Below are 25,084 nucleotides of genomic sequence, written 5' to 3'. Positions count from 1 at the left end.
GAGGCAGGGGTTGTCCTCTGGCACCGTATCGATGGAGAATCGCCATCCCGGGGAGTGGCTGAGGGGGTGGTGATCCGGGCGCCGGAGACGGCGTCGGTGTGCAGGAGTAAACGGTATCCGGAGCATAAAGACTCGGGGGGTATCGTGGTTGGGCGAGGCGCCAGCGGGGTGGAACGCTCGAAACCTCAAGTTTATCGCACACGCTAAATAAACAGGATCCGCCACCCGACGGCATTCATCCCCCTCCCGCCGAGGACATTCTGCCTGTTTTCTTCGTAAAAAATCACCTCCGCCGGCACGGGCGCAATGACACCCTCGCGAAGACAGAGGTGTGGCCGGCCATCTGGCCGGCCTCTCCTTTCGGTCTGTCTGGAATTTTTCAGCCGATTTTACTTGAAGATATCGAAGATCTGGTCGCTTCCAGTTGAGGCAAGCCGCTCACGCTCGGCATGCTCTTCAACAAGCGCAAGCACCGGGAGTTCCATGTTCACGCCAGGGGTATGACCGAACATCTTCTCCATCTCCACCTGCAGGGAATGCATGTAGAGCGAGTTCGCGATCTCCATCGGGCAGTCCTCCTCGCACTGGCCGCAGTTGACACACGAGTCCGCCACATGGGCGTAGCGGATCAGGTGGAACATAAACGGCACGGGGAGCACTCCTGGCGGAACGAGGTAAGTCTTCTTCGTACTGCACTCAACGCAGTAGCAGATCGGACAGTGCTCGATGCAGGCGTAGCACTTGGTGCACCGGGAGGAGTCTTCCATGATCTTCTGGAGACGCTCCTTGCCCTCGCCCAGACTCTCGAAGTAGCGGTTCCGCCACTTGTCGCCGAGTTTCAGCATCGAGTTCTCGACCTTGCCGCGGATCTCGACACCCTTCGGGTTTGCAGGCTCCGTAGCAATGGCCCCGGCTTTCACCGCCCTGCTGAGGAGGTCAGCGCCCCTATCGGAGCAGACCTCAACGAAGGTCGCCTTCCCTGCCTTATCGCCAATGACACCCCAGTTACCGCAGGCAAGGTCCGCCTGACGCGGGACTTTCATCTTGCAGCGACGGCAGTTCGGACGGCGGCCGTATCCCTCGTCCTCGAGCTCGTCCATCGAGATGCCCTTGTGCTGGCCGTCTTTCGTCTGGATGATGAACTGACCCTTGTCGATCTCCTCCTTGACGACATCGTCCGGGTCAACCCCGAACTTCTCGCGGATCATCTTCCGGGCGGTCACAGGGCTGACAGAACCACCGCAGTTCACACCGATCATCAGAACGTTGTCCAGGTTTACCTGGTTACGCTTTGCAAGCTCGTAGAGCCCCATCGCATCGCAACCCTTAACCGTGATCCCGATGCGCATATTCTCGGCGCCGTCAAGATACTTCTTGAGCAGTTTCGAGAGCAGGAGCGTCCCGCAGTGGAGCGAGCCGGCCGTCTCAGCCATATCCGCGGGGTCGGTGACGAGCGTAGGAATCGCATCGTAGATGTCCACACCTTTCTTCACCGCCAGCACGGCATCGACGATACCGTTCTCCAGGGCAAACTTGAGCAGCCCGGTCACCGCACCGCCGCACTCAGCGACGCCGGCAATATCGGGGCTCGTTGTCCAGGCGTATAGCATATCTCCCTTTGCTGCCATCTCACTGCACCTCCGTTATCTTCTCGACGGCAACCGCACTGTGCTTCAACTCCGGCATCTTGGACATCGGATCGAGCGCGGTGTTCGTCAGCCGGTTCACAGACCCTTCACCGCTGAAGTGCATCGTCATCATCAGCACACCGGGCCCAACCTCGTCGGTCACCCTGGCCACAGCCACCGCATCTCCGCGCCTGCTGCGGAGCCGGATCTTCTCCCCGTTCTTGATATTCAACCGCGCTGCATCTTCCGTGTTGATCTGCACGTAGGCTTCGGGCACCTCGTGGTGGAGGATCTTCGCCCGTCCGGTCTGAGTCCGGGTGTGGTAGTGGAAGAGCAGGCGTCCGGTCATCAGGGTGAACGGATACTCAGCGTCAGCAACCTCCGCAGGTGGCCGATACTCGATACCGAAGAAATGCCCGAGGCCGTCTGCCGACGAGAACTTCTCGCGGTGCAGGATCGGTGTCCCCGGGTGCTCCAGAGTCGGGCAGGGCCAGTGTAGTGACTCGGGCTTCTCCATCCTCTCGTAGGAGATACCGGCCATCGACGGGGTGACCCGCCGCACGTCATTCCAGATGTCCTCCGGCGAGTTGAAGTCGAATCCCTTGAGACCAAGTCTGTGGGCGAGGTCAACAAAGATCTCCCAGTCGGGCCTTGCCTCACCCGGCGGTTCCACGGCCTTGCGGACACGGTTGACACGCCGCTCACCGCTGGTGAATGTCCCGTCCTTCTCGGCAAAGGAGACGCCTGGCAGGATCACGTCGGCGTACTTCGCCGTTTCGGTCATGAAGATGTCCTGCACGACAAGGAAATCGAGTTTCTCAAGCGAGCTCATCACAAGGTTCGAGTCGGGGTAGGAGACGACGGGGTTGAGCGCAAATATGTACATCGCCCTGATCGGGTCGCCGCACTGCTTGATCTGCTCGACCAGGGTCGCACCGTATTCGCCTGGAAGACCGGTGACGCCCCAGAGTTCCTCCATCCGCTTGCGGGTAGCGTCGTCCTCGCATTTCTGGTAGCCGGAGTAGACGTTCGGGTAAGCACCCATGTCACAGGCGCCCTGGACGTTGTTCTGGCCACGAAGCGGGTTGACACCGGTTCCAGGCCTGCCGACGTTGCCGGTAAGCATCGCGAGGTTCCCGAGCGACCTGACGTTGTCAGTCCCGGTTGTAAGTTCCGTGATACCCAGACAGTAGATGATCACGGCGTTCCTGGCGCTGGCATATATCCGCGCGATCTCCTTGACCCTCTCAGTTGGAACACCGGTGATCGACTCGACATCCGCGTACTTCTCAACGGTCTTCTGCAGTTCCTCAAATCCGGTCGTCCTCTTCTCGATGAACTCCTTATCATGGAGATTCTGCTGGATGATCCAGTACATGATCGAGTTTATCAGGGCGATGTTTGTCGATGGGTTATAGCGGACGTAGTGGTCGGCCAGGCGCGCCGTGGGCGTGTAGCGCGGGTCGCAGACGATGATCGTCTTCCCTGCCTTCTTGGCCTGAACAATCCGGCGTCCAGCGAGCGGGTGTGCTTCAATGGTGTTCGCCCCGATCATGAAGATGACATCCGCGTTCAGGACGTCCTCGAAGGGGTTCGTCGCGGCACCGGAGCCGAAAGAGAGCGAGAGCCCGGCGACGGACGGCCCGTGGCAGATGCGCGCGCAGTTGTCGACGTTGTTCGTCTTGAAGGCCACCCTGGCGAGTTTCTGCATGATGTAGCATTCCTCGTTAGGCGTGCGGCACGAGACCTGGAAACCGAGGGATTTCGGCCCGTACTTCTCGTATGTCTCTTTGAACTTCGAGGCCACGAGGTCGAGCGCCTCATCCCAGGTCGCTTCGACAAATTCACCGTTCTTCTTGATAAGCGGTTTTGTAAGCCTGTCAGGGCTCTGGACGAACTCCCAGCAGGTCATTCCCTTGGGACAGAGTTTCCCCTCGTTGATCGGGGTTCTCTTGTATGGTTCGACCCCAACGAGTTTGCCATCGCTCACCACAAGGTTCAGCCCGCACCCTACACCACAGTAGGGGCAGGTTGTGTGAACGTAGCGCAATTTTTCACTGGTATCTGTCATTCACATTCTCCCGGTTGTTACATTCAACATGGGTTGCAAAGCATGCCAGGAATGCCAGGCATGCCCACAGTAGGTTTACTCTACTCAGTAGTATATAAGTTTAAACATATTGTTTTAACATATGGATCTACCTTACAACATATATTTGATTTTTTAATGCCCGGATCCCATCAAATCCGACATTCGCAACAGGATCCGGAATTGGGTCACAAAATGGCATCTGATTGATACGACGCGATGGCCTCTCTGAGAGAGTAAACTTTACCTGATTTACCAATCCAAAATATTTACAACAGGTTATGATCAAACACTCTCACGTGCAACCGAGACTGAATCATACATGGGAAGATATCGAGGCGCGTCTCAGATCAAGGGGTACATCTCCGGAGTTGATAGAGGACTTCAGGCGATGCATAGAGTTTCACACATACCCGGCCCCGGGTCTCCTGGTCGGGGTCTACATGGTGGACTACGCCCTGGAACTCCTGAACCCGCCTGATGGTGAGAAGATCTATGCTGTCTGCGAGACTACAAAGTGTCTGCCGGACGCCCTGCAGGTGATCGCCCACTGTACAACCGGCAACCACCGCCTCCGCGTGATCCCTATCGGGAAATTTGCCATCACCATGAACGGCCCGGCCAACGCTCCCTACGTTAACGGTGTCCGGGTCTTCCTTGACGGCGAAAAGATTCAGCGGTATCCGACGTTTGCCCTCTGGTACACAAAGGACCCGCTCTTTGACCCCAGGACACGGGGCACCGCGCTGATCGACGAGATCATCGATGCAGGACGCGACCTCCTCTCGCACGAACACGTGCGCGTGAAGGTTCCTCAGAAATTGCCCTGGAAATCCGCCGTCTGCTCCATCTGCGGCGAGATAGTTCCAGACAACATGCTTGTCAACGGCGTCTGCAGCGACTGCCGATCACAATCCTACTACGAGAAGACCATCAGTTGAGATTTAGCATCGCCCAGCGATGCAGCACCTGAATCCGTCGGCACAGAAGGCACCACATGGAACTCTCACCCATCGGGCTCGTACATTCAAGCATCCGATCCAGGAGCGATATGCCCATCCAGGGCGTCAGTGCGGAGGTTGAGATCTTTCAAGGCTACGCGGCCGGGCTCGATGGTATCGAGGAGAACTCGCACCTGATCCTGGTCTGCTGGCTCCACCAGGCAGACCGGAACGTCCTGAAGGCGGTCGCGCGAAAGATCTCAAACGACCTCCCGGAGAAAGGCGTCTTCTCTCTCCGCTCTCCGGCACGGCCGAATCCTCTATCGATCTCGGTTGTTCAACTGCTCGGCGTGCGCGAAGGTCGATACCTTCTGCTTGAGCATCTCGACCTGATCGATGGAACACCGGTGATCGACATCAAACCTTACCAGCCGGGGTGGGACTGCGTCTTCTCCGCAACCGGGCACGACCGTACGGAGAAGATCCAGAAGATGAAGCCCGCCGACTACCGCGCCAGCCTCATCCGCGAGGCCGCGAACTATCATGGAGAGGTCTGCACGGGGGTGGCTACCGGGGTGCGGATCGCGGAGGCGGCAACACGCATCCTGGACTGCGACCTGCGGCGTCCTGATCTCGTGGTTACGCCGGGCGCCGACCCCTGCACCACGGATGCGCTTATCGGCATCACCGGCGCGACACCGGGAAACCGGCGGTTCAGGTATCCTGGAGGAGACTCTTTTGTTCTTTCATGTTCGGGAAAAGAGGTCGTATTCCGTCTCCTGGACCTGCCGGACGACGTCGACGAGATCTTTGCTGCGAGGGAGGAGACACTGTTTGAGTGCAGGGTTTGCACCCGGCCGATAGAGGACGGGCCTTTCCTGGATCCAGGGATATGACACAGAGATACCTTAACCTTACGTCGCTATCAAGGGCGCTTGAGATCATGCGTCAGAGGTTCCCACCCTCGGGCCATGCGGAGAGCATGCCTTTACAACTCGCCGTCGGCAGGGTGACCGCCGAGCCACTCTACGCAGAGTATTCCGTCCCGATAGCGGATATTGCAAAGTTCGATGGTTACGCCGTGAAGAGCCACGAGACGCTCGGAGCGCTGGATCAGCGACCCCTGCCACTTCTCACGTATCTCGGGATCAACACCGGCGATGTGATCCCGCCGGCGTTTGACGCCGTGATCATGGTTGAGGATACATGGGAAGAGGGCGGTCGTGTCTGGATCCGGAAGTCTGCCGCGCCGGGGCAGAACATCCGCCGTACCGGCGAGGATATCCAGGCTGGAGAACTCGTGCTCCCGAAAGGCCACCAGATCCGGCCTTCTGATATCGGTGCGCTCGCAACCTACGGGATAACCAGTTTAAGGGTGCGGGCGGTCAGGGTAGGAATCATCCCGACGGGTAGCGACCTCGTCCCGCCAGGCACGCTGCCCCGACCGGGGCAGACGGTTGAGACAAACACCCTGATGGCGGAGGCGTATCTGAGGGGTATGGGCGCTACCTGCCACCGCTACGGGGTCGTGCCGGACGACCCTGACCGGATCCTGGAAACGGTCGCCGAAGCGGTCGCCGAGAACGATCTCGTCCTCGTCTCAGCAGGGACTTCGACCGGCAGTCGCGACCACTCCCGCGACGCCGTCGCCAGACTCGGCGAGATCGTCTTCCACGGGATCGCAATGAGGCCCGGAAAATCGGTGCTGCTTGCAGATCTCGATGGGAAACCGGTCTTCGGGATGCCAGGATACCCTGTTTCAGCGCAGACGGTACTCCGGGAGGTTGTCGCAAACCTGCTTCTGTGGTGGGGGCTCGCGCCGCCCCTCATCGAGGAGATGGACGCCAGGCTGGCCAGAAGGCTGACGTCCGATCTCGGGTTCGATGAGTTCGTCCCGGTATCGGTCGGGCAGGTAAACGGCACCTGCTGGGCAACGCCCCATCCACGCGGCGGCGGTATCCAGATGTCGGTTGTCCGGGCAAACGGGTATATCCACATCCCCGCCGGGCGCGAAGGGAGAGAGGCGGGAGAGGGGGTGCGTGTAAGTCTCACCGCCCCCTCGGCCACGGTCGCGCGGACAGTTGTTTGCGTAGGGAAGCGTGACCCGGTCATCGCTGAACTGGGAAACCGGCTCCAGGATTCTGGCTACCTGCTCCATTGCTGCAACGCCTCGACGATCGGAGCGGTACTTGCTCTGCGTGCGAATACATGCCACGTGGCATCGGTCGTTCTCCCGGACATGGAATCTGCCTGGAACGATCTGGTGCTCCGTTACCTGCCTGGCGTGAACCTCCTGCGGCTGCCGGTTGGCATGGCGGAACTCGGGATCGCCTCAACAGGTGAACCGGATCCTGAGACGCTTGCGTTGCTGAGGGTTTCCAACCGCCCGAAGAGCCAGGCGGCACGGGCCCTCCTTGATGCCTGGCTTGAGAGGGAGGGGATTGGTCACCCACCGCAGGACCCAGACCTGGCAGCTGGTGCGGAGATGCGGGTCTGCTCCGTCGGCGAAGCGCGGGAGGCAGGACTGCTCAGTTTTACCCCGATCGGTTACGAGTCCTTTAACCTGGTGATAAGGCAGGAGGTTGCTGCAGAGGGGGGTGTTGCGGCCCTCATCCGTACAGCGAGGTCACGGGAATTCCGCGCGTCCCTCCTGGCCACAGGACGGGAACTGGCCGGAGGCTCGGGCGATGAACCGCTCAATCCCGGGGACGCTGCACCTGCTCGAAACTAATATCGTTTTTTGACATGACCCTCCTTCATGCGAGTCAGTGAACAGACACGCGACCAGGTCATGACGGTGATCCAGCGCCTGGTGGAGGCTCTCGGCAGGAAAGACGTCGGCGGGATTCTGGCGCTCACTGACGTCGATTTCCGTGGTTTCTGGAGCGATGCCGGCGATAAGGTGGTCGGGAAGGAGGCACTCCAGCGCTACCTTGAACAGGACTCTGCGCCACCGGACCTGATCAGGCTTGAGATCTCCAGCATCCATATAAGCGCCGAGGGAACGGTGGCCTGGGTAATGGCAGATGTGAGATTCAATATGGTTGGAGGTGGGGCCCGGGAAGGGTTGCTGACCGCAGTCCTCCGGGGAACAGGTCACACCTGGCTGTTTGCCCAGGTGCACTGTTCATAACCGACGAGACGTGGCGGGGCCGTCACGACTCCTGCTCGACCTGCGCCTGCTCAAAGAAGAGCAGGTCAGTGCCGTCAGCGTCTGTGAGGATCAGACGTCCACCCTCCAGTCTCCAGGAAGAGACGTCTTCAAGGAGGGCGAGATAAAGCGCCTCCTGGTCCATGACGCCTTCTGGCTCCTCACAGTAGATGAGGGTGCTGAAGAGCGATGAAACCGAGAGGTTTGCACCGTCAAGTGTGTAGCCGCCACCGTATCGGTTGCACCCGGCAGAACCGGTGAGATTCCCACCGGAGGTGAAGGTGGCCGTGACTGTGGTGCCGGCTATCACAGAAGAGATCGCCTCTTTCTCGGGGCTTATGTAACCCTGGAGGACCCACTCCGTTCCAACAGGTGAGAGTTCAGGTGACGACGTGGCCTGCTCAAAGAAGAGCAGGTCGGTGCCGTCAGCGTCTGTGAGGATCAGGCGGTCCCCCTCCAGTCGCACTGAAGCGACCTCTGTGAGCAGGGCAAGATACCGGTTCTCCTGCTCCATGATGCCCGGCGGTTCGCTGCAGTACATCTTTGTGCTGCCCGGTGGCTCGATGCTGAGGTTTGCACCGTCGAGGTGGTAGATGGTCCCGTAGGAGTTGCACCCGGCAGAACCGGTGAGGCTGCCATCGTCACTGAAACTGGCAGTAACCTCGGTCCCGGCCAGGGCAGGAACGAGCGTGCCATTACCGGCAATGTATGAGTCGAGAGTCCAGGAAGTCCCGGCCAGGGAGGGTCCTGGCTCACGGACCGGTGATCCGGGTTCCGTGCAGGCGGCGGTGACGACGCACGCCACCGCGATCACGAGCAGCGACGCCGCTACAATGAGGGTATTCCTGCTCCTTTTTAGGTCTGGTGCCATACATCATCATGTTGGTCGGAGTTAGTGATAAACAGATTGTAAACTACGAAAAAAATCGAACCTATACGGGTTCAGTTCTCCAAACCGGGCTATCCTGGCGGTTATCCGGATCCAGGGCAAAGACCACCCCCGTGCATGGGTGAATACCGGGGTTATGTCATCATGGAACGTGACGATATTCGTGCACTGACCCTGAAGCGATCATTCACGATCGTCCGGTGTCCGGGGGTGGTTTGTGCGGATCGCTGAACTCGAACGACGCACTCAGACACGAACGGTCAATACAGCAGTCGTCCCCATTCCGCCGATGGCTCCAAACGACCGGAGAAAGAAGCGCAAAAAGAGACCTGGAGACGCCATAGGGGGTCAGAAGAGGCAGGTTCATGGCACTGCCCCCACTGTGATCGGATACGAAGGGTCGCTCCCGGAGGAGGGTCCGGGATTGACGATTTTTGCGCATGTGAAACGTTCAGCGGAGAAGTTCGCGACCGCCAGGAGGGTATTTGATGGAGAAACCCTTATGCAGGGTGTACATCTTACAGGTATACCAGACCTGCTACCAGAGATATTTCAATGTCGACATTCACCGGAGAAAAAGGGATTGAGGATGGGGCACCTGATCCATCGTCAGGCGCTGCTGGCACAGACGGCTACAGGAGACTGAACCGCCGGTGCATGATCTCGATCTACATCAAATACGGCATAGGGTATGCGATCCTCCTTGCGATCTGCACCTTTCTTACGAGCCTCACGCAGAACCTTCCTGGCCCCTATTACGATATCGCCCGACTGTCCCTTGTAGGGGTTCCGGCGATCGTCCTGATATACATGGTGGTGGCCCCGCCTGTCTTCTACGCGCGGTACCGCTACAGGATCACCGACGACCGGATCGAGATGCGTCGCGGAGTCCTCGTGATAAGCCACACACTGGTACCGATCGAGAGAGTGCACCAGGTGGAGATCACCAGGGGCCCGATCAACAACCTGCTCGGTCTTGCGGATGTTACCATCACCACCGCAGGAGGCGAGGCCACCATCAATTACCTGGAACTTGAAGAGGCGGAGAGAGTGGCCGAACTGCTCAACAAACTGATCGGGGAGATGCTCCGGGAGAGGCTACATACGCCAACACCATCGGTGACGGGGTCGGCAGACGAATGACCGGAACAGATGATCGAGCGACTGAAGACCTGTCCGGCACCGCCCACCAGCAGGGTGAGGCAAAGATCGAAGGGAAACGGATCCGGTGTCACCCCGGGATCATCATTGAGAGAACACTTCCATATGCTCTGATTCTGTTTATCGGCGTCACACAGCTCGGTCGACCGGTGGTAGCAGCCTCACTTGCGGTCATCTTCATCGCGGCAATTCTTATCAACTACAGGATCTGGAGCCGGACGACCATCAAGTTCGACGATACCGGCGTGGTGGTGGAGCGGGACACGGTCTTTAAGAGGAAGAAGACGATCCCCTACTCAAAGATAGCATCGGTCAACGTGAACCGTGGCATCACAAACAGACTGCTTGGAACATCGAGTCTGTTGATCAACATCAACTCGGGGAGCGGTGCCACGGTACCGGAGGCCGTCCTGACGTTTGAACAGGGTCTGGCTGAGAGGATACGGTCGGGGATACTGCACCGCCTTCACGACCGGAGCGATCTTCAGGACGATGAGGACGAACCGGTTGAAACGCCCGCACTGTTCACCCCGCTGGACGTGATCCTGCACGGTCTCTTCAACGTATCGACCTATCAGACCGTCTCCGGTCTCTTCTTCCTGTTCTACTCCATATTTCAGTTTTACGTCTCGGCAAGAACCGATGTGGGCAGCGCCGGGGCACTGATCTCGCTCTTGATCTTTGCTGCCCTGCTGGTGGGCCCCTTTACATCGCAGATCTTTTACTACTACAACTACCGCGTATACCGCAGGGGTAATACGATATACCTCCAGCATGGACTGATCCGTAGTTACAGGACTTCGTTTGACGTCTCCAGGATCAACGCTGTCCGCATCAAGAGCACCCTCGCAGCCAGGTTGATGCACAGGTCATGCATAGAGGCTGAGGTGGTGGGACTTGCGTCCGGGAGCGGGCAGAGCCTGCGCCCCGTTCTCTGCCTCCTGAAGGACGATGCAACTCAGCAGGCCCTTCTCCGGGAACTGTTGCCGGAGTTTGTCTACGACCGCAAACCAGAGAAACAGCCCGAAGGCGCAAAGAGAGTGCTCCTGATCAGGGCCGGTGCAGCCTCTCTCGTCCTCGCTCTGGTGATGATCTACCCCTCCATCTATCTATACCGCGAGGCTATGGCCATGCCCGGGGTTGCCGGCCACGTCCTGCCATACATACTGCCCCTGATCGCGGTCTCTGCTATCCTGGCGATATTCTATGCTGTTTACGTCTCGTACAGGATCACAGAGTTCGACCTCGGAGATGAACTCTTCTCGTTTGTGAACGGTGCAGTCGATCGCGAGACCGTCACGATGAACTACGACAGGGTTCAGATGGTGGTCACGGTAAAAGGCCCGATCGCAAGACTGTTCGACGTTGCCAGGGGTAAGATCTATCTGCTCTCTTCTACCGGCGGGTCCAGCATAACCTCCGGTTATTTTCCCGAGAGAGATCTCAACGCCGTAGGCGAGATCGTGATGGCGCGGATCGCAAGCGGCGACTACGATTACCGGAAGAACAGTCTCTGACCGGAGGAGGGGGTGTAAACCCGTTCACTCCTTACTGTCCACGCTGATCTTCAAACCCTCGTTATCAACCGTGGTCGCGATGGCAACCTGGAGACCGAGATCTGCAAGGATCTTCGCCACCTCCTCCTCCGGTCTGCCGGTGATCACAGCGATCGAGGGGCCAACCGAACTCATGCCCACGAACTCGAGCCCGGCATCCCGTAAAGCCGCCATGTAGTGGTAGATCTCAAACCCATGATGTTCCACCTCGGCGCGCTTGGAGCCACGGAACTCGATCTCCCAGATGACCTCACCGACCTTCTCCAGGTCGCCCCTCTCCAGTGCCGGGATGAGATCCATCAGGATCAGGTAGGACTTCAACTCGCGGTCGCGATAGTCCAGAGTCCGGGCCTTGTTCATCAGGAGGTAAAATTCCTTCTCACCGGCCGAGGAGATCTCGGACGGCGGGATGACGATGTAGAGTCGTTTCCCCTCGGCAAAGGCGTGCCGGTAGACGAGCGTCAGCTCGTCGCCCATAACCGCCATCCCGCCATAGGTGCTTGCAGCGGGTCCTACCCCGGTCTCGAACCCGAAGGCTACGTTTCCAGCCACCGTCTCCTCGACGAAGTTGCTGCCGAGCAGGAGACGGAGGTTCTCGCCTGTAAGGGGCGACCCCACCGCTGTGTTGAGGGCGTTTGCAACCGCGATCAGTATGGTGCTCGTTGACCCGAGTCCGACGTGCTCGTATCGGTGGTCGCGTGCACGGATCTTGAACCCGCCCTTATAACCTACGACCTGCCGGAATACCTCGGTGAAGTGGCGGAGGATCGGTTCACGGGAGTAGTCGATATCGATCCCCGAATCGGTGCACTCGACCTCGGCGGTGCAGTAGACCCCGATGGCAAACCCGATCCCACCTCCACCCGGGTGATCCGGGGCAAACCTGTTCATATCGAGCACGGTGAGGTGGATCCTTGCCGGGGCACGGACGGTGACCGTGCCGGAGACAGGGGTGAGGTGGTAGTCTTTCTGGAGGCCGCATGTCCGGATATTCTCGCCGGGGGAGAAGGAGGTGAACTCGTACTCGACGAGGTCGAGATCCCCGCCCCGGATCTTCATTACAGGCATTCTGTCACCGGTTTAGCGTGCGCGGTCAAAGAAGATGTTCTTTCCAGATGCCCGCAGCGGGATACCGTAGGCAACCCCGCAGCCTTCCAGCCACCCGAGCGCCAGCGCACCAACGCCGGCAGAGTACATGACCCGGTTGTCGACGTTGTGGATGCTTGCGGTCTTAACCGCAGAACCTACCGCGATCCCGAGGTCCGTCATCCTGACGGCACAGTTCGGGCCCCGGAACGGCGTGGCAGACGACCGTCTCTCGCGCTGCGCATCGAGCACCTCCGCACAGGTTTCATACCCGCACCCACCGCAGTTTAGACCCACGGTGTCCTGTAGCAAAGAACCGATGAGGAGACAGGCATCGCTTGCGGCAACGTTTCCGGCATCCCTGATGTAGAACCCGATTTTGTGCTTCTCGCCGTAGTCCCGCATCGCTGCGGCAAGTTGCGCCTTCTGCTCGCCGATGACGATCATCGTCTTGATGACGTCGGTGCCGGTCGCTTTCGGGGCGGTTCTGGCAGAGAGGGCCATCAGACGGGCAACCATCTCTACAGCGTCTGATTCATAATTCATGAGAGTACGTGGCACCGACTCAAGATAAGTGTATGCACGGGTAACCGCGAACCAGGGGTCAGGAGAAAGGTGAGAGGACGTTCCCGGCCTCTTCCCGGTTAGAGACAGGGGAAATTTCACCTGCGCCACGGACATGGTTTCCATGGGACAATCGCCCCGAAAAGAAGGGAGGGTCGACGAAGGATCTTCAAAAAGATTTATCCGACCGCCTTGCCTGGAAACCTGATCCTGAACCCTACACCCTCGAATGCGGCAACCAGACGATCCCCCGAGTAGACATCGACGGCATAGACCGAGGTCTTCTCCCCCTCCGAGACCCTGCGGGCCACTGCCTCGAGGGAATCCCCCGCCGGAACAGAGAAGTAGCGGATATTCGCAGAGATCGCGATCTGATCGATTCCCTCCATGTTTGCCGCAACGCCGAAGGCATGATCGGCGATGGCAAAGATCGCGCCGCCGTGGATTGTGCCGTGAGCGTTTCTGGTGCCCTCGATTGACATTCTCACCCGGACACTTCCGTCCTCGATCCCCGTCACAACCATACCGAGCAGGCGTGCAAACTCACAGGAATCTGACCGCTGCACCGTCTCGATGTAATCCCGGGGGATGGATTCAGGGTTCTCCAAGATCAGGCCACCTCACCTGTACTCCCGTTTAGTATAGGTTGCATCGGCCGCCTCGCCACCGGAACGAACGATGTGGAACCATTCCCACAGCGACCTGATCGTCCCGAACTGCTGGTAGCGACGCATCGAGAACCCCACCTTCAGGCCAGGATCCAGGTAGACCTTCCCGAGTTTACGCATCCGCTGCGCGATCTCCAGATCGTCCCCGGCGTCGATACAGCGGTACATCCCGGCACGGATGAACGCCTCCCGGTCAAACGCGGTGTTGCACCCAAGGGTGAAGTAGATCGTCCTGGTGTAATAACCCAGGCGCGAGAAGGCGTTTGCACCGAGAAGCGATAACCGGTTCCGGAGACCCTCCTCGATAGGATAGACCGTGCCGTATAACTGGACGATATCGCGCTCTGCGAAGTTCCGTTCGATCCGCTCCACCCAGTCCGGTGGGACGATACAGTCCGCGTCCGTAGTGGCTATTATATCGCCCGATGCGGCCATCGCGCCGTCGTTACGGGCGCCGCCCACCCGCTTGCCTGTCTGGATAAAGACACGGTCGGCCATTGGTTCGGCCAGGTCCCGCGTCCTGTCTTTTGAGTTCCCATCAACGACGATGATCTCGTAGGTCTCCCGGGGAACCGTCTGGTCGGCGAGCGACCGCAGGCAGCGCTCGATGTTCTGCTCTTCGTTATAGGTTGGAACAACTACGGAGATCATCTCTCGATTCACCACTCGCGGTATAACTGTTGCCGGGTTCGTGCCATAAGTCTGATGCCAGGTGGCCTCGCGATCGCAAAGACCGTCTCAGGAAAGATGTCACTGCCCGGTCAGCTCCCGGTAGAGGTCAATGTGGAGTTTTGCGATCTTACGGATGTCGTAGTCCTCTGTAAATGGTCGCGATAGCGTCGCATGCCGCCCGAGCAGACTCCGATCCTCGATCAGTCTTCCGGCCCCCTCGAGGTTCTCAAAGTAGACGGCAGTGTCCTTGAAATTCCCGGTAAACTCAGGGATCTTCCGGGCGACGACCGGCAGACCGGTAGCAAACGCCTCCAGCGCGACCATCGGGAGACCCTCTGCATAGGAGGGTATGAAGAATACATCGGCGCTACAGTATGCGGCGGTGATATCGTCGACAAACCCGGTGAAGATGACATTCTTCCCGCAGCGTTTCTTCTCCTCCTCAATGATGCTGTAGTCCTGCGAGAGTCTCCCGTATGGGAACCCCCCCACCCAGACGAACCTTATGTCCGGGTGTTTGTGCGAGAGGGCAATAAAGTCGTAGATCCCTTTCCTGGGCGTCTGCTGGGCGACTGTAAGCACCACCCACTCGTCCTCCCCGATCCCGTACCTCTTCCTGAACGCTGCCCTTTTCTCTGGGTCCGGGCGGAACCTATCCCGGTCAACACCGTTCGGGATCAGGGTTGTAGGGACATCGGGGGCGATCTCGTGAACCTCTTCGTCGCAGAGAGGGGAGATGGTGATGATGTGGTCAAACCCCCGATAGATCTCCGGATAGAGGTGGTTTACAGCCTCGGAGATGGTCAGGTTGCCGGTGTTGAGACGTGGTGTGGAGTGCGCGGTGAGCACCTTGACACCGAGACTGTAGGTCTTGTTCGCCAGGGCGAAGGGACCGAAGGTGTGGTAGTGGACGAGGTCAAACTCACGGCCGCGAGCGTTCCAGGCAACCTGCGGGCATGACTCGTCCATGATAAGAGCGCGGTAGAGTGCCTTTGCCAGTGTTGCGCAGCCGATGTACTTGAACAGGAGCATATCCTCGACAAAGAAGTTGACCTTCATGGATATCCCTCCACAAAGTCGATGGCGCTCCTTATGCAGCCGTCCATGTTGAGATACTCAAACTGTGAGAACCTCCCGACAAGGTCGATCCCCCGTTCCCGGCAGAAATCGCGGACGATTGCGATGTTCTTGAGGTAGTCGATGTCATAGACGACGTAGGCAAACCTCTGCCGTTCGACGCCGGTGTAGACGACCGCGTCATGGGATGGTATAAAGCCTGCGGCGATGAGAGAGTCGACGGTGTGCTCGATAACGCCGTCGTCGGTCATCCGGGAGACGGCGTCTCCCTCGTTGTAGGTGATCTCGGCAAGGATGGAGGAGTGGCCCGGCGGGGCTACCGCGGTGCTGTAGTTTGACGGGAACGAGATCCTGTTGAAGAGCCCGGTCTTCTCGTCGGGGACGTAGAGCCATGAGATATCCGGGACATTGCCTTTGAGGCCGATAAAGACCGAGCAGAGCGAGTTGTAGCGGAGGGCGTCACACGCTGCCTGCACCTCTTTCGGGACGCCCTGGAGTGTTGGAAGCAGGTTCTGGAGCGGGATCGTCGAGATCAGGCGATCGGCGTAAACGGTCTCGTGGCCGTTGCTGAGAGCAAACCTTCCACCCTCCTCGCAGATGGAGGTGACGGTAAAACCTGTCCTGATGGCGGGGAGGACGGGTTCTGAGATTGCCCTGACCAGGGCCTCGATCCCTCCCTTCACCGGGTATGAAAAGACCGCCTGGTGAACGTAGCCCTCGGTCTCGATGCCGATGGCCGACCGGATGATATCCTCGACCGGAGGGCGGGGGATGCGTCCCTCCACCCAGTGGTGCGACATCCGGTCGACGGGGTAGTTCCAGATCTTCTCGTTGTAGGGGATCATGTAGCACTCGGCGATACCCCGGCCAAAGGTGAAGTATATCCACTCGGCGAAGTTCGTAGGCGGTGGGACTTCGCCTTTCTCGACGGCAATGAGGTTCCGGACAAACTCGTTGATGCAGAAGAAACGGTCTTCGTCAGGCAGGTCGTGGAGCCCGTTCTCAAATGGGTATTTGACGTAACGGCCTTTGTACAGGATCTTTGTGTTCCGCTTCCGATGGTCGGCGTTCTCGCCGAGGACCGAGAGCATGAAGGAGAGGACCTCGCTGTCGCGGGAGAAGATTATGTGCGATCCCCCGGTGTCGAACGTAAACCCCGCCTCTGTCCTCGAGCGGCAGAGCCCCCCGATCCTGTCGTTCCCTTCGAGAACGATGACCTCGCTGCCCCGATCGTGGAGCAGACGGGCCAGGGTTATACCGGTAAGGCCGCCGCCCAGTACCGCCGATTTCACGCCTATAGTGTTTCATACCAGTGCCATATATGGTTGACCATCGACCCAACCCTGCAGGCAGAAAAGAGCGCGGCGCGGCCAGAGATGGGAGGAACGAACGCGGTTCTTTGCTTTTCCTGCCCGGGTGTGGGGAAATGGGCTGGTAGAGTGTCGTTATGGATAGCGCCACCTTCCGGAGCAGGCGGTGCATGGCGATAAAGGGGAGGGCCGTGTCAGGGGAGATTAATGAACCCTCCAGGACGTTTCTCACAGAGAAAACAGATGAATGGATGTCTCCTGCATCTCAGGTAGAACTGTTTACGTAAAACACCCCCGCCTCCTCCCGTCCCCCCGGGAGCGGGCAGTGATCGGCGGTAGACCCGGAAGGACGTCTCAGGGGGAGCGTGAGTGAGACGACCCGGAGAGATACCTTCCCGGAGACTGTATCTACGGAGAACCCGCCCCCGTGGGGAGGTGCTGACCGGGAGGGGGACGGAACGTCCCCTGCACCAGTCCCGGCGTGTCACCGGGAACTCTCTCACGTGGATGCAAGGACACCCCCAGAACCAACACGCCGCAAAGGGCCTCCACCCTTATGGGATAAGCGCATCCGGCCCCGATCTTTGTCTCTGTCTCCGTCTCCCCCCACAGAACATGAGTCAGACAAAAGAGTCAGGCAAAGAGCACCAGAGCGTTGCAACACCGGTTTCAGGGGATTGGCCAAAAAACCGCAGACAGAACAGATTAGAAAGAAAAGAGCGATCAGATAGGTGCTTTACCGATCTTCTCGATCAGCTTACCAAGCACAACATCGCGCATTCCCTCAACAAACTTGATGCTCCCGACAACAAGGTGACCGCCTCCGCTCACCCCTGCACCCGTGATCTCGTCTCTGAGTTCACGCACCATCCGCGGAATGTTCATCATAACACCACGTGACCTAAGGACCGCAAAGTCCGGCCCGTAGCCGATCGTGACAATCGGTTCACCGGGGTGCGCCCGGACCAGCCGATCGTGCACCTCCCCCGAGGTCTTTCCAGGCGGCGGAAATGTAAACCGGTGAGCGAAAAGTTCCACATCGAGCATGAAAAGGTGAGCACCGTTCTCGAGCACACTGGCCTCGACGTGCGGCATGATAGCCTCAATCTGCTCCTCGATCGCGCGGTTCGCCTCCTCGACCAGGAGATCGACAAGTCGTTCGTGGCGCTCAGGGTTGCCAGAGAGGTTCAGAATATCCTTGATGATCTCCCTGCCATCACCAAACCGGAGCCAGAACTGCTCGTAGTCGAGCGCGAGCGCAATATTCCGGCAATCCTCCTCCGAGTACTCCGGTCCAGCAACCGCAAGGTATCGCGCACGCTCCGGCGCCTCGCTCCGGTCACCGACCCCCGCAACCGCCGGCAGGTGCCGGATCTGGTTCTCAACCGCCGGGTTGACCATACGCGCGATCTCCGCCCCCAGCATTCCTGCCGTGACCCCGTAATCCCCGCCAACATGGTAGGGATTGACGTGCGCTATCAGGTAATCGTCCACGACCTCGTCTGGATGGTGGTGATCCACAACCATCACCTGGAGATCGTATATCCTGGTCATCTTCAGCGACGGCATATCCTCCTCGGTGGAACCGTTATCCATCAGAAGGATCAGCGGCATCTTCTGACCGTAGCGGACGCCGTCCTTCAGGGCAAAATCGAGATCCCGCGTGATATCCTCGATCTCATAGAACGGAGCCTTCGAGGGCGCACGCTTGAACAGGAAATACTCAGCATCGAAATCAGCGCCGCTCTCCCGGAGCAGAGCGGTCACCGCCTGCTCAATAGCGACGGCGGCGCATATCCCGTCCGCATCCGCGTGATGCCGCAGGACGATCGGGCGCGCTGAGAAGACCGCTTTCCGGATCTCCTTCGCCACTTTTCGCATCTGTGGCCTCAAGCCCTCAAGAACCTCGCTCTCTACCAGGAACGGGATATCCCGGGGCTCCGCACGTTTATCGAGCGCTGCCTCGATCTGCTCCCTGACCGCCGCCGCCTCCTCACTCTCCAGGACAGTCATGGACCCGACCTCGATCTGGAGCTGGTTGTTGCGCTGCATCACCTCGCCGGTGATAGCGACAATGTCCCCGAGTTCGACCTCAGGATATGCGCGGACTCCAGCCTCGATAAACGCCGCCGCGTTTGCCGTGCCAGACTCGTCCACAATCGTAAAGATAGTCGGACCCGAGGTCTGCTTGATCTGGGCAACCTCGCCCTTGATCATCACCGTTTTTCCAACCCTCTTCCCGATATCGACCAGGAGCACAGAAGGCATCTTCTTGATCACGTTGACAGTCTGGTAGACGATCGGCGTGACCTCCTCGAGATCGATGTTACCATTGCTTCTGACCTGGAGGACATGGACAATGATGGGGTCGCGCTCGGTATGCTTCATCTTAACGTTGCTCTTATGAATAAGGCCCTTGACTTTGTCGTTTAACTGGACAAAGACGCCAAACGGGGCAAACCCCTGCACCCATCCAAGGTAGATCTTTCCCTCCTCCACCTCGTCCAGGCCACAGGTTGCTCCAAGGCGATAAACAATCGTATCATCAATATTTTGCATGGTCAGTTCTCCATCTCAATCCTCGGACACCTCAGCGGTGTGCCCGGTAAGTTCGTACAGCCTGCATTCGCCATCCCTTCTACCTTTTGCTATAATGATATCCCCGCTCTCCAGTCGGACCCGCTTCCCCGGCCGGTAGATCCATCGGTTGCCGCGCTTGATGGCGAGCACAACCATCCCGGTCACCGTCCCGAGCGACGCCTCCTTGAGCGTCCTGCCCACAAGCGGTGAGGATGGCTCCACGCGCATACGCGTGATGATCTCATCAGAGCCCCGGACGATCTTCTTGAATAGCGGTGGGATCTCGATATCGCGAAGCAGGACATCCACTATCGAATGGGCCGCATCGCTGATCGCCTGCGTGAACGCCGACATGTAAAGGAGGCCGCGGAGATGGCGCACGTCATCGATCTTTCGTGCGGCCTCAAGGATCCAGAGATCCAGGTCGTAGCGCATATCATCGAGCCTGGAGTCCAGGGAGACCACCTCGTGCGCCACCTCCTTGTTGTTGAAAAGAAGGGAGGTGTAGGCCAGCCCCACAGAGAGTTCGGAGAGGTTCTTCATCTCGATTATCAGCTGGACAGCACGGTCGAGGTCATCAACCTCACCCGCACGCGAGGGTTCGCCTGCTGCGCCCCCGACCATCCCCGCCATCCGGCCAATAATATCTTCGCCGGCTTCAGGACCGCGTGCAATCAGGATATCCCCGGCCTCGACCCTTGTATTCTTGTCAGGATCGTAGATCCAGGTTTTCCCGCGCCGGATGGCAATAACCTGCATCCCCGTTGTGCTCTGGACCTTGAGGTCCCCGAGCGTCCTGCCGGCAAGTTCGCTACTCTGGCTCACAATGAGCCGGGTGACGATCTCTTCCGCCTCCGGAAGGGCGCGCTTGAGTTTTGCAGGGAACTTTATGTCCTTTAAGATGAGTTTTGCCATGTCCGAAGCCGAGTTTGCGATCCTCTCCGCGGCCTCAACCACCTGGAGCATACCGCTCATCGCCTCGGCCTCTTCAAGCCTTCTCCCGCCGAGGATGCTCTGAACCCTGGCCTGGTAAACGAGGCCGTTCATCCTCTCCTCGAGGTTGATCACTTCGAGCGCAATCTCTTTGCTTTCAAAAAGGATCGCGGAGTAGGCCAGGTCGATCATCAACTCAGAGATGTCCTTCATCTCTATCAGGACATCCTTGAAGCTGATCGGCTGGTATTCAAGGTCCATCATAATCTATTAACCGGGATTTTTATCTTGACTACAGCAGAAGGCCGATCATTGCCACCAGTGCGGTTGCACCGATCAGGTCAATCAGGCTTGTGATGACAGGGATCCCGAAGTTGTCGGGATCCAGACCGTAGCGGAATGAAAGGCTTGCAGTGACGTACGCCACGCCAATCACCACTGTCATGACGATCAGGCCCGCCGCAAGGCTGACTATGACCAGCATTCCTGGACCGGGGCTGTTTGACCCCATAAGCACCGCTGCCCCATGTGCTATGAGCGCCAGCAGTGGAAGCAGTACCAAGGTATAGAGATAGGAAATAATAAAGTGATGGGCAACGCTGCGCTCCGGGGGGAACACCGGGTTGATCTCGCCGGTGTGCATCCCGGTCGAGAGGCGTGATCCGAGGATACCACCGATGGACCCGAGGATACCCGTGAACGGCGGGATCAGGATGAGAAGGGCTGCGGTTGTCACCAGCGTCTCAAGGTTGGAAGAGTAGGTCAGCCCCGCCATTGTGCCGATGACGCTCAGAGGTATGAGCAGACCGATATTCTCCCGGACAATCGGCCCGATCCCTTCCCGGCGGTGAAGGGTGTAGGCGATAGCAGCAACCGTGAGAGCGACCGCGATGCCCCCAAGAACCAGGCGTGTCAGGGGACCGAGGTGCATGACAAAGGCCGCCGAGACCATCAGGATGGGAAGGGTTACGATGTCTCCGAAGGTGGTGACAGTCGGCGCAGCGATCATGTCCAGGTCAAGGCCGTAGCGGTAACTCGCAAGCGCGATGAGCAGGGTGATCACGGTCACCACCGTCCCGGCCAGGATACCCGTGACAACCGAGATCAGGACAAGGTCCGTGACACCGATCACAGGGTAGCCCAGGATCAGGCTTGCTGCATAGGCAAAGATACCAATGACGAATGCTATCAGGATTGTCACTACAAAGGAGACACGGACGTTGTCCCCGAGAACGCTTCCCTCCCCAAAATCGACGGAAAACTCCCCAAGGTGCATCGCAGAGGAGAGACGGGAGGCGAGAACACCGGCGATGCTTCCACGGATATGGATGATCGAGGGCAGGAGCACCATCAGTCCCGGTATCAAGAGGAGGTTTTCACGTACTGAACCAAGATATATACCCGCTACGCTCGAGACAACGGCACTGATGAGCAGGGCTCCGAGACCCGTGAGTATCAGGCGGCTCCTGGTAAACACTTCCTGCTCCATCAGTATCACCGTCCATCTCGATCAACTCCTGTAGGGTATCTCCAGCACCGTCAGATCGGCCGGGAGGATCACATTGCCTTTATACTGTCGCCGGGCATCGCGTATATGGTTTGTTGTAGTCGTATACCGGGAACTTATGTGCACCAGAGCGAGCATATGGGCGCCGAGGGCATCGGCCGCCTCTCCAGCCTCGCCGGCGGTTGAGTGCAGAACCTCGCGGGCGCGATCTCGCTCCTGGTCATCGAATGTGGCGTCGTGGATCAGGAGGTCCGCATCCCGGATCATCCCCGCGGAATCGGCCCTCTCATGGAGCGGCCGGGTATCCCCGGTATAGACAACCTTTCTCCCGGGACGCTGTTCGCCCAGAACTTCGGTGGGCAGGACCTCTGTCTCAACACCGTCGCGGACGATGCGAACGGTCTCACCGCGTTGCAGTCGCCCGAAGAGCGGGCCAGGGGGGACCCCGAGTTCGATCGCCAGCTCGCGGTTGAACCTACCCGGTCGTTCATCCTCCAGAAGGACGTAACCGAGCCCGGTGACCCCATGGAGCGTTGCAAACGCCCGAATCGTATAACCGTTGAACGGGACGACCGAACCGTGTTCAAGGGTGTGGGCGATGATCGGGAAACTCCGGTCGTAGCGGCCGACCCTCTGCACCAGGTCGACAAAATCGCCGACTCCGGGCGGGCCATATAGCGGGAGTGGCTCCGTCCGCCCCATGAACGCGAGAGTCTCAACCAGCCCGAATACGCCAAGGAAGTGGTCGGCGTGCCAGTGGGTGATAAATATGGCGTTAACGGTAAATCCGGTTCGGGCGCGCATCATCTGTTGCTGCGCGCCTTCACCACAGTCAAAGAGCAGGGTGTCGGAGCCACGCCGGATAAGTATGCAGGAAGGGTTCCTCTGGGGAGAAGGGAGGGCCCCGGAAGTGCCCAGGAAGTGGACGTGAAGGGTCTCTCCGGCTATACAAACCATCCCCTGAATGCCATAAGGCTTCGTCGCGCCTCTTCGAGATTCCGGCCCTCGATGACAACCGGGCCGGTGTAATCCCGGGCGATGATCCGGCCTACTTTCTGCCAGCGGATGATACCGTCGCCAAGCGCAAGGTGCTCGTCCGACTGGCCGTGGTTGTCGTGGATGTGGAGGTGGTCAGCCTCCCCGATATGCGCAAGGAACGCGTCCACAAGACCGTTGGTGTTGGCGTGCCCGAGATCGATTGTGATCCCGATCCCTGGAATCCCTTCCGTGAGGCCGATCATCTCCTCGGGGTATCGACAGAGAAAGTCCCTGATGCTTATCATGTTCTCGAGACAGGCGAGGACGCCGCAATCCTCTGCCTCTTTTCCGATCTCGGTAAGCGCGGCCTTCTGCTGTTCCCAGACAAGGTCGGGGATGAGTTTTCCCAGGGGGGAAAGGTATCCGGGGTGGATCGTCACCCGGTCGGTCAGGTCAGCCGCATGGTGAATACAACCGCAGATCTGGCGGATGGACTCGCGCCATATGGGGTAGTTGAGCGAGGCAAGGTTCAGGTCGCTGTAAGGGGCGTGAACGCTGACTGAAAGACCGGTGCTCGCAACTCTCTCCTTGATCGCAGCAAAATTTTCGGGGTTATCCAGACGGTAGTTCCCGTCGGCAACTATCTCCCACCCGCTATACCCGATCTCCTCGATCCCGTATATCCAGTCCAGCGAGTCCCAGACTTTTGAGGAGGCGGAGAAGTAGGGAACGAGACTCATCCTTCCACCCCTCCAAGCCGGGAGAGCAGGGCACGGACCTCTTCAGCAAACTCTTCAAGCGAACCCTCGTTCTTTATCCTATAATCCGCGAGATCGAGTGCCCGACCCAGTCCCCACCCGAGTTCCCGCCCGTCACGGGCACGGAGTTCTTCCGGGGTGAGTAGATCGTCCGATCTGCCACGCTTCGCGAGACGCTGGTAACGAGTCTCAAAACTCGAGTCGATCGCGATGAGCGTGAAATCCGGGAAATGCTCCCGGAAGACCGCGACCTCCCGGTCACCCCGGATGCCATCGACCAACACCACGGGGGTAGCCTGTGACTCGATGATGGGGATTGTGAGCCGGGCGATGGCGTCCATACCGAGGTCCGCGCGAAGTTGCGCCGATATCGCACCCAGGTTCTCGTCTGTGGGGGGGAGCCCCGCCTTTCTTGCCTGCTCCCGGATCACGTCTCCCATGACCACGACAGGTATCCCGAGTTCGCGGGCGATCCTTGAGACCTCTCCCTTCCCGCTTCCGGGCATACCAACGATTCCAATAACCTTCATCCCGTTCCACCCTTTTCCAGAACAGCGGGCCGTGCCGGGACGAGGCTGGCTTCCAGGTCCCGGCGGCGCTGGTTGCGGCAACCGCCATAAACGTCTCCTTAACGGTGCGTTCCAGACGATATTATGCTTAACGTCATTTACTGGAGGGGGTCGTAGATGACCTCCCCATCTTCCCGGGTGCGGATACGGAGCCGTCGGCCAAGCGGGGCCGCTAAAGCCTGGAGTTCCTTGAGGTTGAAAGGAGCAAACCCCGCGGCCACGCCCTGCTGGAGGACGAGGTCGAGGTCGCCGGCCGCCTTTGCGATCTCGGGGAGCTCAGCCTCGTGACCGCGGAAGAGGGTGACCACGATCTCACAGGTCTCAAGGCTGCCATCGGCCTTTGCACTTTTGCATGCGGAGAGGGACTGTTTCACCGCATTGGAGGCGGGGAGTTTCAGGAGGTCGTCGTAGCGGTCCCATGTTGTCTTGATATCGAGCGCGATCATGTCCACCAGGCGTTCTTTAATGAGGGTCTCGATGACACGTGGGAATATGCCGTTTGTGTGCAGCCCTACAGAGAACCCCATCCTGCGGGCGGCGGCGGCGAGGTAGGCGAGCGCCGGTCCCTGCATGGTGGGTTCGCCGCCGGAGAAGACCACGGCACCTGCAATCATACGTGAACCCCGGATCATCTCGATTATCTCGTCGGCGTCGCGGATATCCTCGCCATCCTGGATTGCAACGTTGTGGCAGTAGAAGCAGCGCGCGGGGCATCCTCTCAGGAATACGGTGCAGGCCGCCCTTCCGTGCCAGTCGACGGTGCTGACGGGGACGAAACCCCCGAAGTTTACATACATCTGATCACGTTGCAAGAGAGAGGTGGGTGCTTATTTCTTGTAATGCTTGGGTTTCTGGCTATGAAATAGTACCTGAATAATCTCAAATCAAGTTTACTTGTTGTGCGATCAAGCCAATTTTAGCCTGGTTTTAAAAAACGAGGCTTTATCAACTTATTTCATCCAACATA

At 58.8% G+C, this 25,084-nt stretch carries 23 protein-coding genes; 7 read left to right on the top strand and 16 right to left on the bottom strand.

What is annotated here, in order from left to right:
* Positions 1–389: 389 nt before the first annotated feature.
* Positions 390–1,628 (bottom strand): Coenzyme F420 hydrogenase/dehydrogenase, beta subunit C-terminal domain, encoded by a 1,239-nt coding sequence (locus QMC91_RS06255; protein WP_300236843.1) that lies wholly within the window; start codon positions 1,626–1,628, stop codon positions 390–392.
* 1 nt (position 1,629) lies between these two features.
* Complete coding sequence (gene fdhF / locus QMC91_RS06250) at positions 1,630–3,699, bottom strand: formate dehydrogenase subunit alpha (RefSeq protein WP_300236841.1); 2,070 nt, start codon at positions 3,697–3,699, stop codon at positions 1,630–1,632.
* 317 nt (positions 3,700–4,016) lie between these two features.
* Here fdhF and QMC91_RS06245 point away from each other — a divergent pair, with 317 nt between their 5' ends.
* The 4 genes from QMC91_RS06245 to QMC91_RS06230 are packed head-to-tail and all read left to right on the top strand — an operon-like array spanning position 4,017 to position 7,791.
* Positions 4,017–4,658 carry an FmdE family protein gene (locus tag QMC91_RS06245; protein ID WP_300236839.1) on the top strand — a complete coding sequence of 214 codons (642 nt, stop codon included), beginning with the start codon at positions 4,017–4,019 and terminating at the stop codon, positions 4,656–4,658.
* 56 nt (positions 4,659–4,714) lie between these two features.
* Positions 4,715–5,554 carry a tRNA (N6-threonylcarbamoyladenosine(37)-N6)-methyltransferase TrmO gene (gene tsaA, locus QMC91_RS06240; protein WP_300236837.1) on the top strand — a complete coding sequence of 280 codons (840 nt, stop codon included), beginning with the start codon at positions 4,715–4,717 and terminating at the stop codon, positions 5,552–5,554.
* Positions 5,551–7,389 (top strand): molybdopterin-binding protein, encoded by a 1,839-nt coding sequence (locus tag QMC91_RS06235; protein ID WP_300236835.1) that lies wholly within the window; start codon positions 5,551–5,553, stop codon positions 7,387–7,389. Before tsaA ends, QMC91_RS06235 begins: the two co-directional genes overlap by 4 nt.
* Positions 7,390–7,416: 27 nt before the next feature.
* Entirely contained in the window at positions 7,417–7,791 is a 375-nt protein-coding gene (locus tag QMC91_RS06230; RefSeq protein ID WP_300236833.1) for a nuclear transport factor 2 family protein, read from the top strand.
* A gap of 22 nt (positions 7,792–7,813) precedes the next feature.
* On the opposite strand, the gene QMC91_RS06225 is transcribed toward QMC91_RS06230, so the two are convergent.
* Complete coding sequence (locus QMC91_RS06225; protein WP_300236831.1) at positions 7,814–8,680, bottom strand: META domain-containing protein; 867 nt, start codon at positions 8,678–8,680, stop codon at positions 7,814–7,816.
* 307 nt (positions 8,681–8,987) lie between these two features.
* Here QMC91_RS06225 and QMC91_RS06220 point away from each other — a divergent pair, with 307 nt between their 5' ends.
* From QMC91_RS06220 to QMC91_RS06210, 3 genes are read left to right on the top strand one after another with little or no spacing between them, the layout of a single operon-like run.
* A complete protein-coding gene (locus QMC91_RS06220) occupies positions 8,988–9,344 on the top strand; it encodes a hypothetical protein (protein ID WP_300236829.1) in 357 nt (118 codons plus the stop codon).
* The gene (locus QMC91_RS06215) at positions 9,254–9,841 is read left to right on the top strand and encodes a PH domain-containing protein (RefSeq protein ID WP_300236828.1); all 588 of its coding nucleotides are present in this window, start codon (positions 9,254–9,256) and stop codon (positions 9,839–9,841) included. Before QMC91_RS06220 ends, QMC91_RS06215 begins: the two co-directional genes overlap by 91 nt.
* Positions 9,838–11,376: a PH domain-containing protein gene (locus QMC91_RS06210; protein ID WP_300236826.1), complete on the top strand. Its 1,539-nt coding sequence runs from the start codon at positions 9,838–9,840 to the stop codon at positions 11,374–11,376. The genes QMC91_RS06215 and QMC91_RS06210 overlap by 4 nt, the downstream gene beginning before the upstream one ends.
* Positions 11,377–11,400: 24 nt before the next feature.
* Here the strand turns inward: QMC91_RS06210 and QMC91_RS06205 are convergent, their stop codons facing one another.
* The 13 genes from QMC91_RS06205 to QMC91_RS06145 form a co-directional block, all read right to left on the bottom strand.
* Entirely contained in the window at positions 11,401–12,483 is a 1,083-nt protein-coding gene (locus QMC91_RS06205; RefSeq protein WP_300236825.1) for a GHMP kinase, read from the bottom strand.
* A gap of 12 nt (positions 12,484–12,495) precedes the next feature.
* The gene (locus tag QMC91_RS06200) at positions 12,496–13,047 is read right to left on the bottom strand and encodes a ferredoxin domain-containing protein (protein WP_300236823.1); all 552 of its coding nucleotides are present in this window, start codon (positions 13,045–13,047) and stop codon (positions 12,496–12,498) included.
* 197 nt (positions 13,048–13,244) lie between these two features.
* On the bottom strand, positions 13,245–13,673 hold the full coding sequence (locus tag QMC91_RS06195) for a PaaI family thioesterase (RefSeq protein WP_300236821.1): 429 nt from the start codon (positions 13,671–13,673) through the stop codon (positions 13,245–13,247).
* Positions 13,674–13,685: 12 nt separating this feature from the next.
* Positions 13,686–14,384: a glycosyltransferase gene (locus QMC91_RS06190; protein ID WP_300236819.1), complete on the bottom strand. Its 699-nt coding sequence runs from the start codon at positions 14,382–14,384 to the stop codon at positions 13,686–13,688.
* Between the two features lie 99 nt (positions 14,385–14,483).
* Positions 14,484–15,464, bottom strand: a complete 981-nt coding sequence (locus tag QMC91_RS06185; protein ID WP_300236817.1) for a glycosyltransferase family 4 protein — start codon at positions 15,462–15,464, stop codon at positions 14,484–14,486.
* Positions 15,461–16,774, bottom strand: coding sequence for an FAD-dependent oxidoreductase (locus QMC91_RS06180; RefSeq protein WP_300236815.1), 1,314 nt, complete (start codon positions 16,772–16,774; stop codon positions 15,461–15,463). The genes QMC91_RS06185 and QMC91_RS06180 overlap by 4 nt, the downstream gene beginning before the upstream one ends.
* Positions 16,775–17,515: 741 nt before the next feature.
* Complete coding sequence (locus QMC91_RS06175) at positions 17,516–19,351, bottom strand: DHH family phosphoesterase (RefSeq protein WP_300236814.1); 1,836 nt, start codon at positions 19,349–19,351, stop codon at positions 17,516–17,518.
* A 15-nt stretch (positions 19,352–19,366) separates the two neighbouring features.
* Positions 19,367–20,569: a potassium channel family protein gene (locus QMC91_RS06170; RefSeq protein WP_300236812.1), complete on the bottom strand. Its 1,203-nt coding sequence runs from the start codon at positions 20,567–20,569 to the stop codon at positions 19,367–19,369.
* A 28-nt stretch (positions 20,570–20,597) separates the two neighbouring features.
* Positions 20,598–21,794, bottom strand: coding sequence for a magnesium transporter (locus QMC91_RS06165; protein WP_300236810.1), 1,197 nt, complete (start codon positions 21,792–21,794; stop codon positions 20,598–20,600).
* A 21-nt stretch (positions 21,795–21,815) separates the two neighbouring features.
* Positions 21,816–22,769 (bottom strand): ribonuclease Z, encoded by a 954-nt coding sequence (gene rnz / locus QMC91_RS06160; protein WP_300236808.1) that lies wholly within the window; start codon positions 22,767–22,769, stop codon positions 21,816–21,818.
* Entirely contained in the window at positions 22,757–23,530 is a 774-nt protein-coding gene (locus tag QMC91_RS06155) for a sugar phosphate isomerase/epimerase (protein ID WP_300236806.1), read from the bottom strand. Before QMC91_RS06155 ends, rnz begins: the two co-directional genes overlap by 13 nt.
* Positions 23,527–24,078, bottom strand: coding sequence for a dephospho-CoA kinase (locus QMC91_RS06150; protein ID WP_300236805.1), 552 nt, complete (start codon positions 24,076–24,078; stop codon positions 23,527–23,529). Before QMC91_RS06150 ends, QMC91_RS06155 begins: the two co-directional genes overlap by 4 nt.
* Before the next feature lie 137 nt (positions 24,079–24,215).
* Complete coding sequence (locus QMC91_RS06145) at positions 24,216–24,914, bottom strand: anaerobic ribonucleoside-triphosphate reductase activating protein (protein WP_300236803.1); 699 nt, start codon at positions 24,912–24,914, stop codon at positions 24,216–24,218.
* Positions 24,915–25,084: the final 170 nt, after the last annotated feature.

Origin of the sequence: Methanoculleus sp. (assembly GCF_030019085.1) — an archaeon.
Lineage (GTDB): Archaea > Halobacteriota > Methanomicrobia > Methanomicrobiales > Methanoculleaceae > Methanoculleus.
The sequence above is the reverse complement of the archived record's forward strand: the minus strand, read 5'-3'. Positions and strand labels throughout refer to the sequence as shown.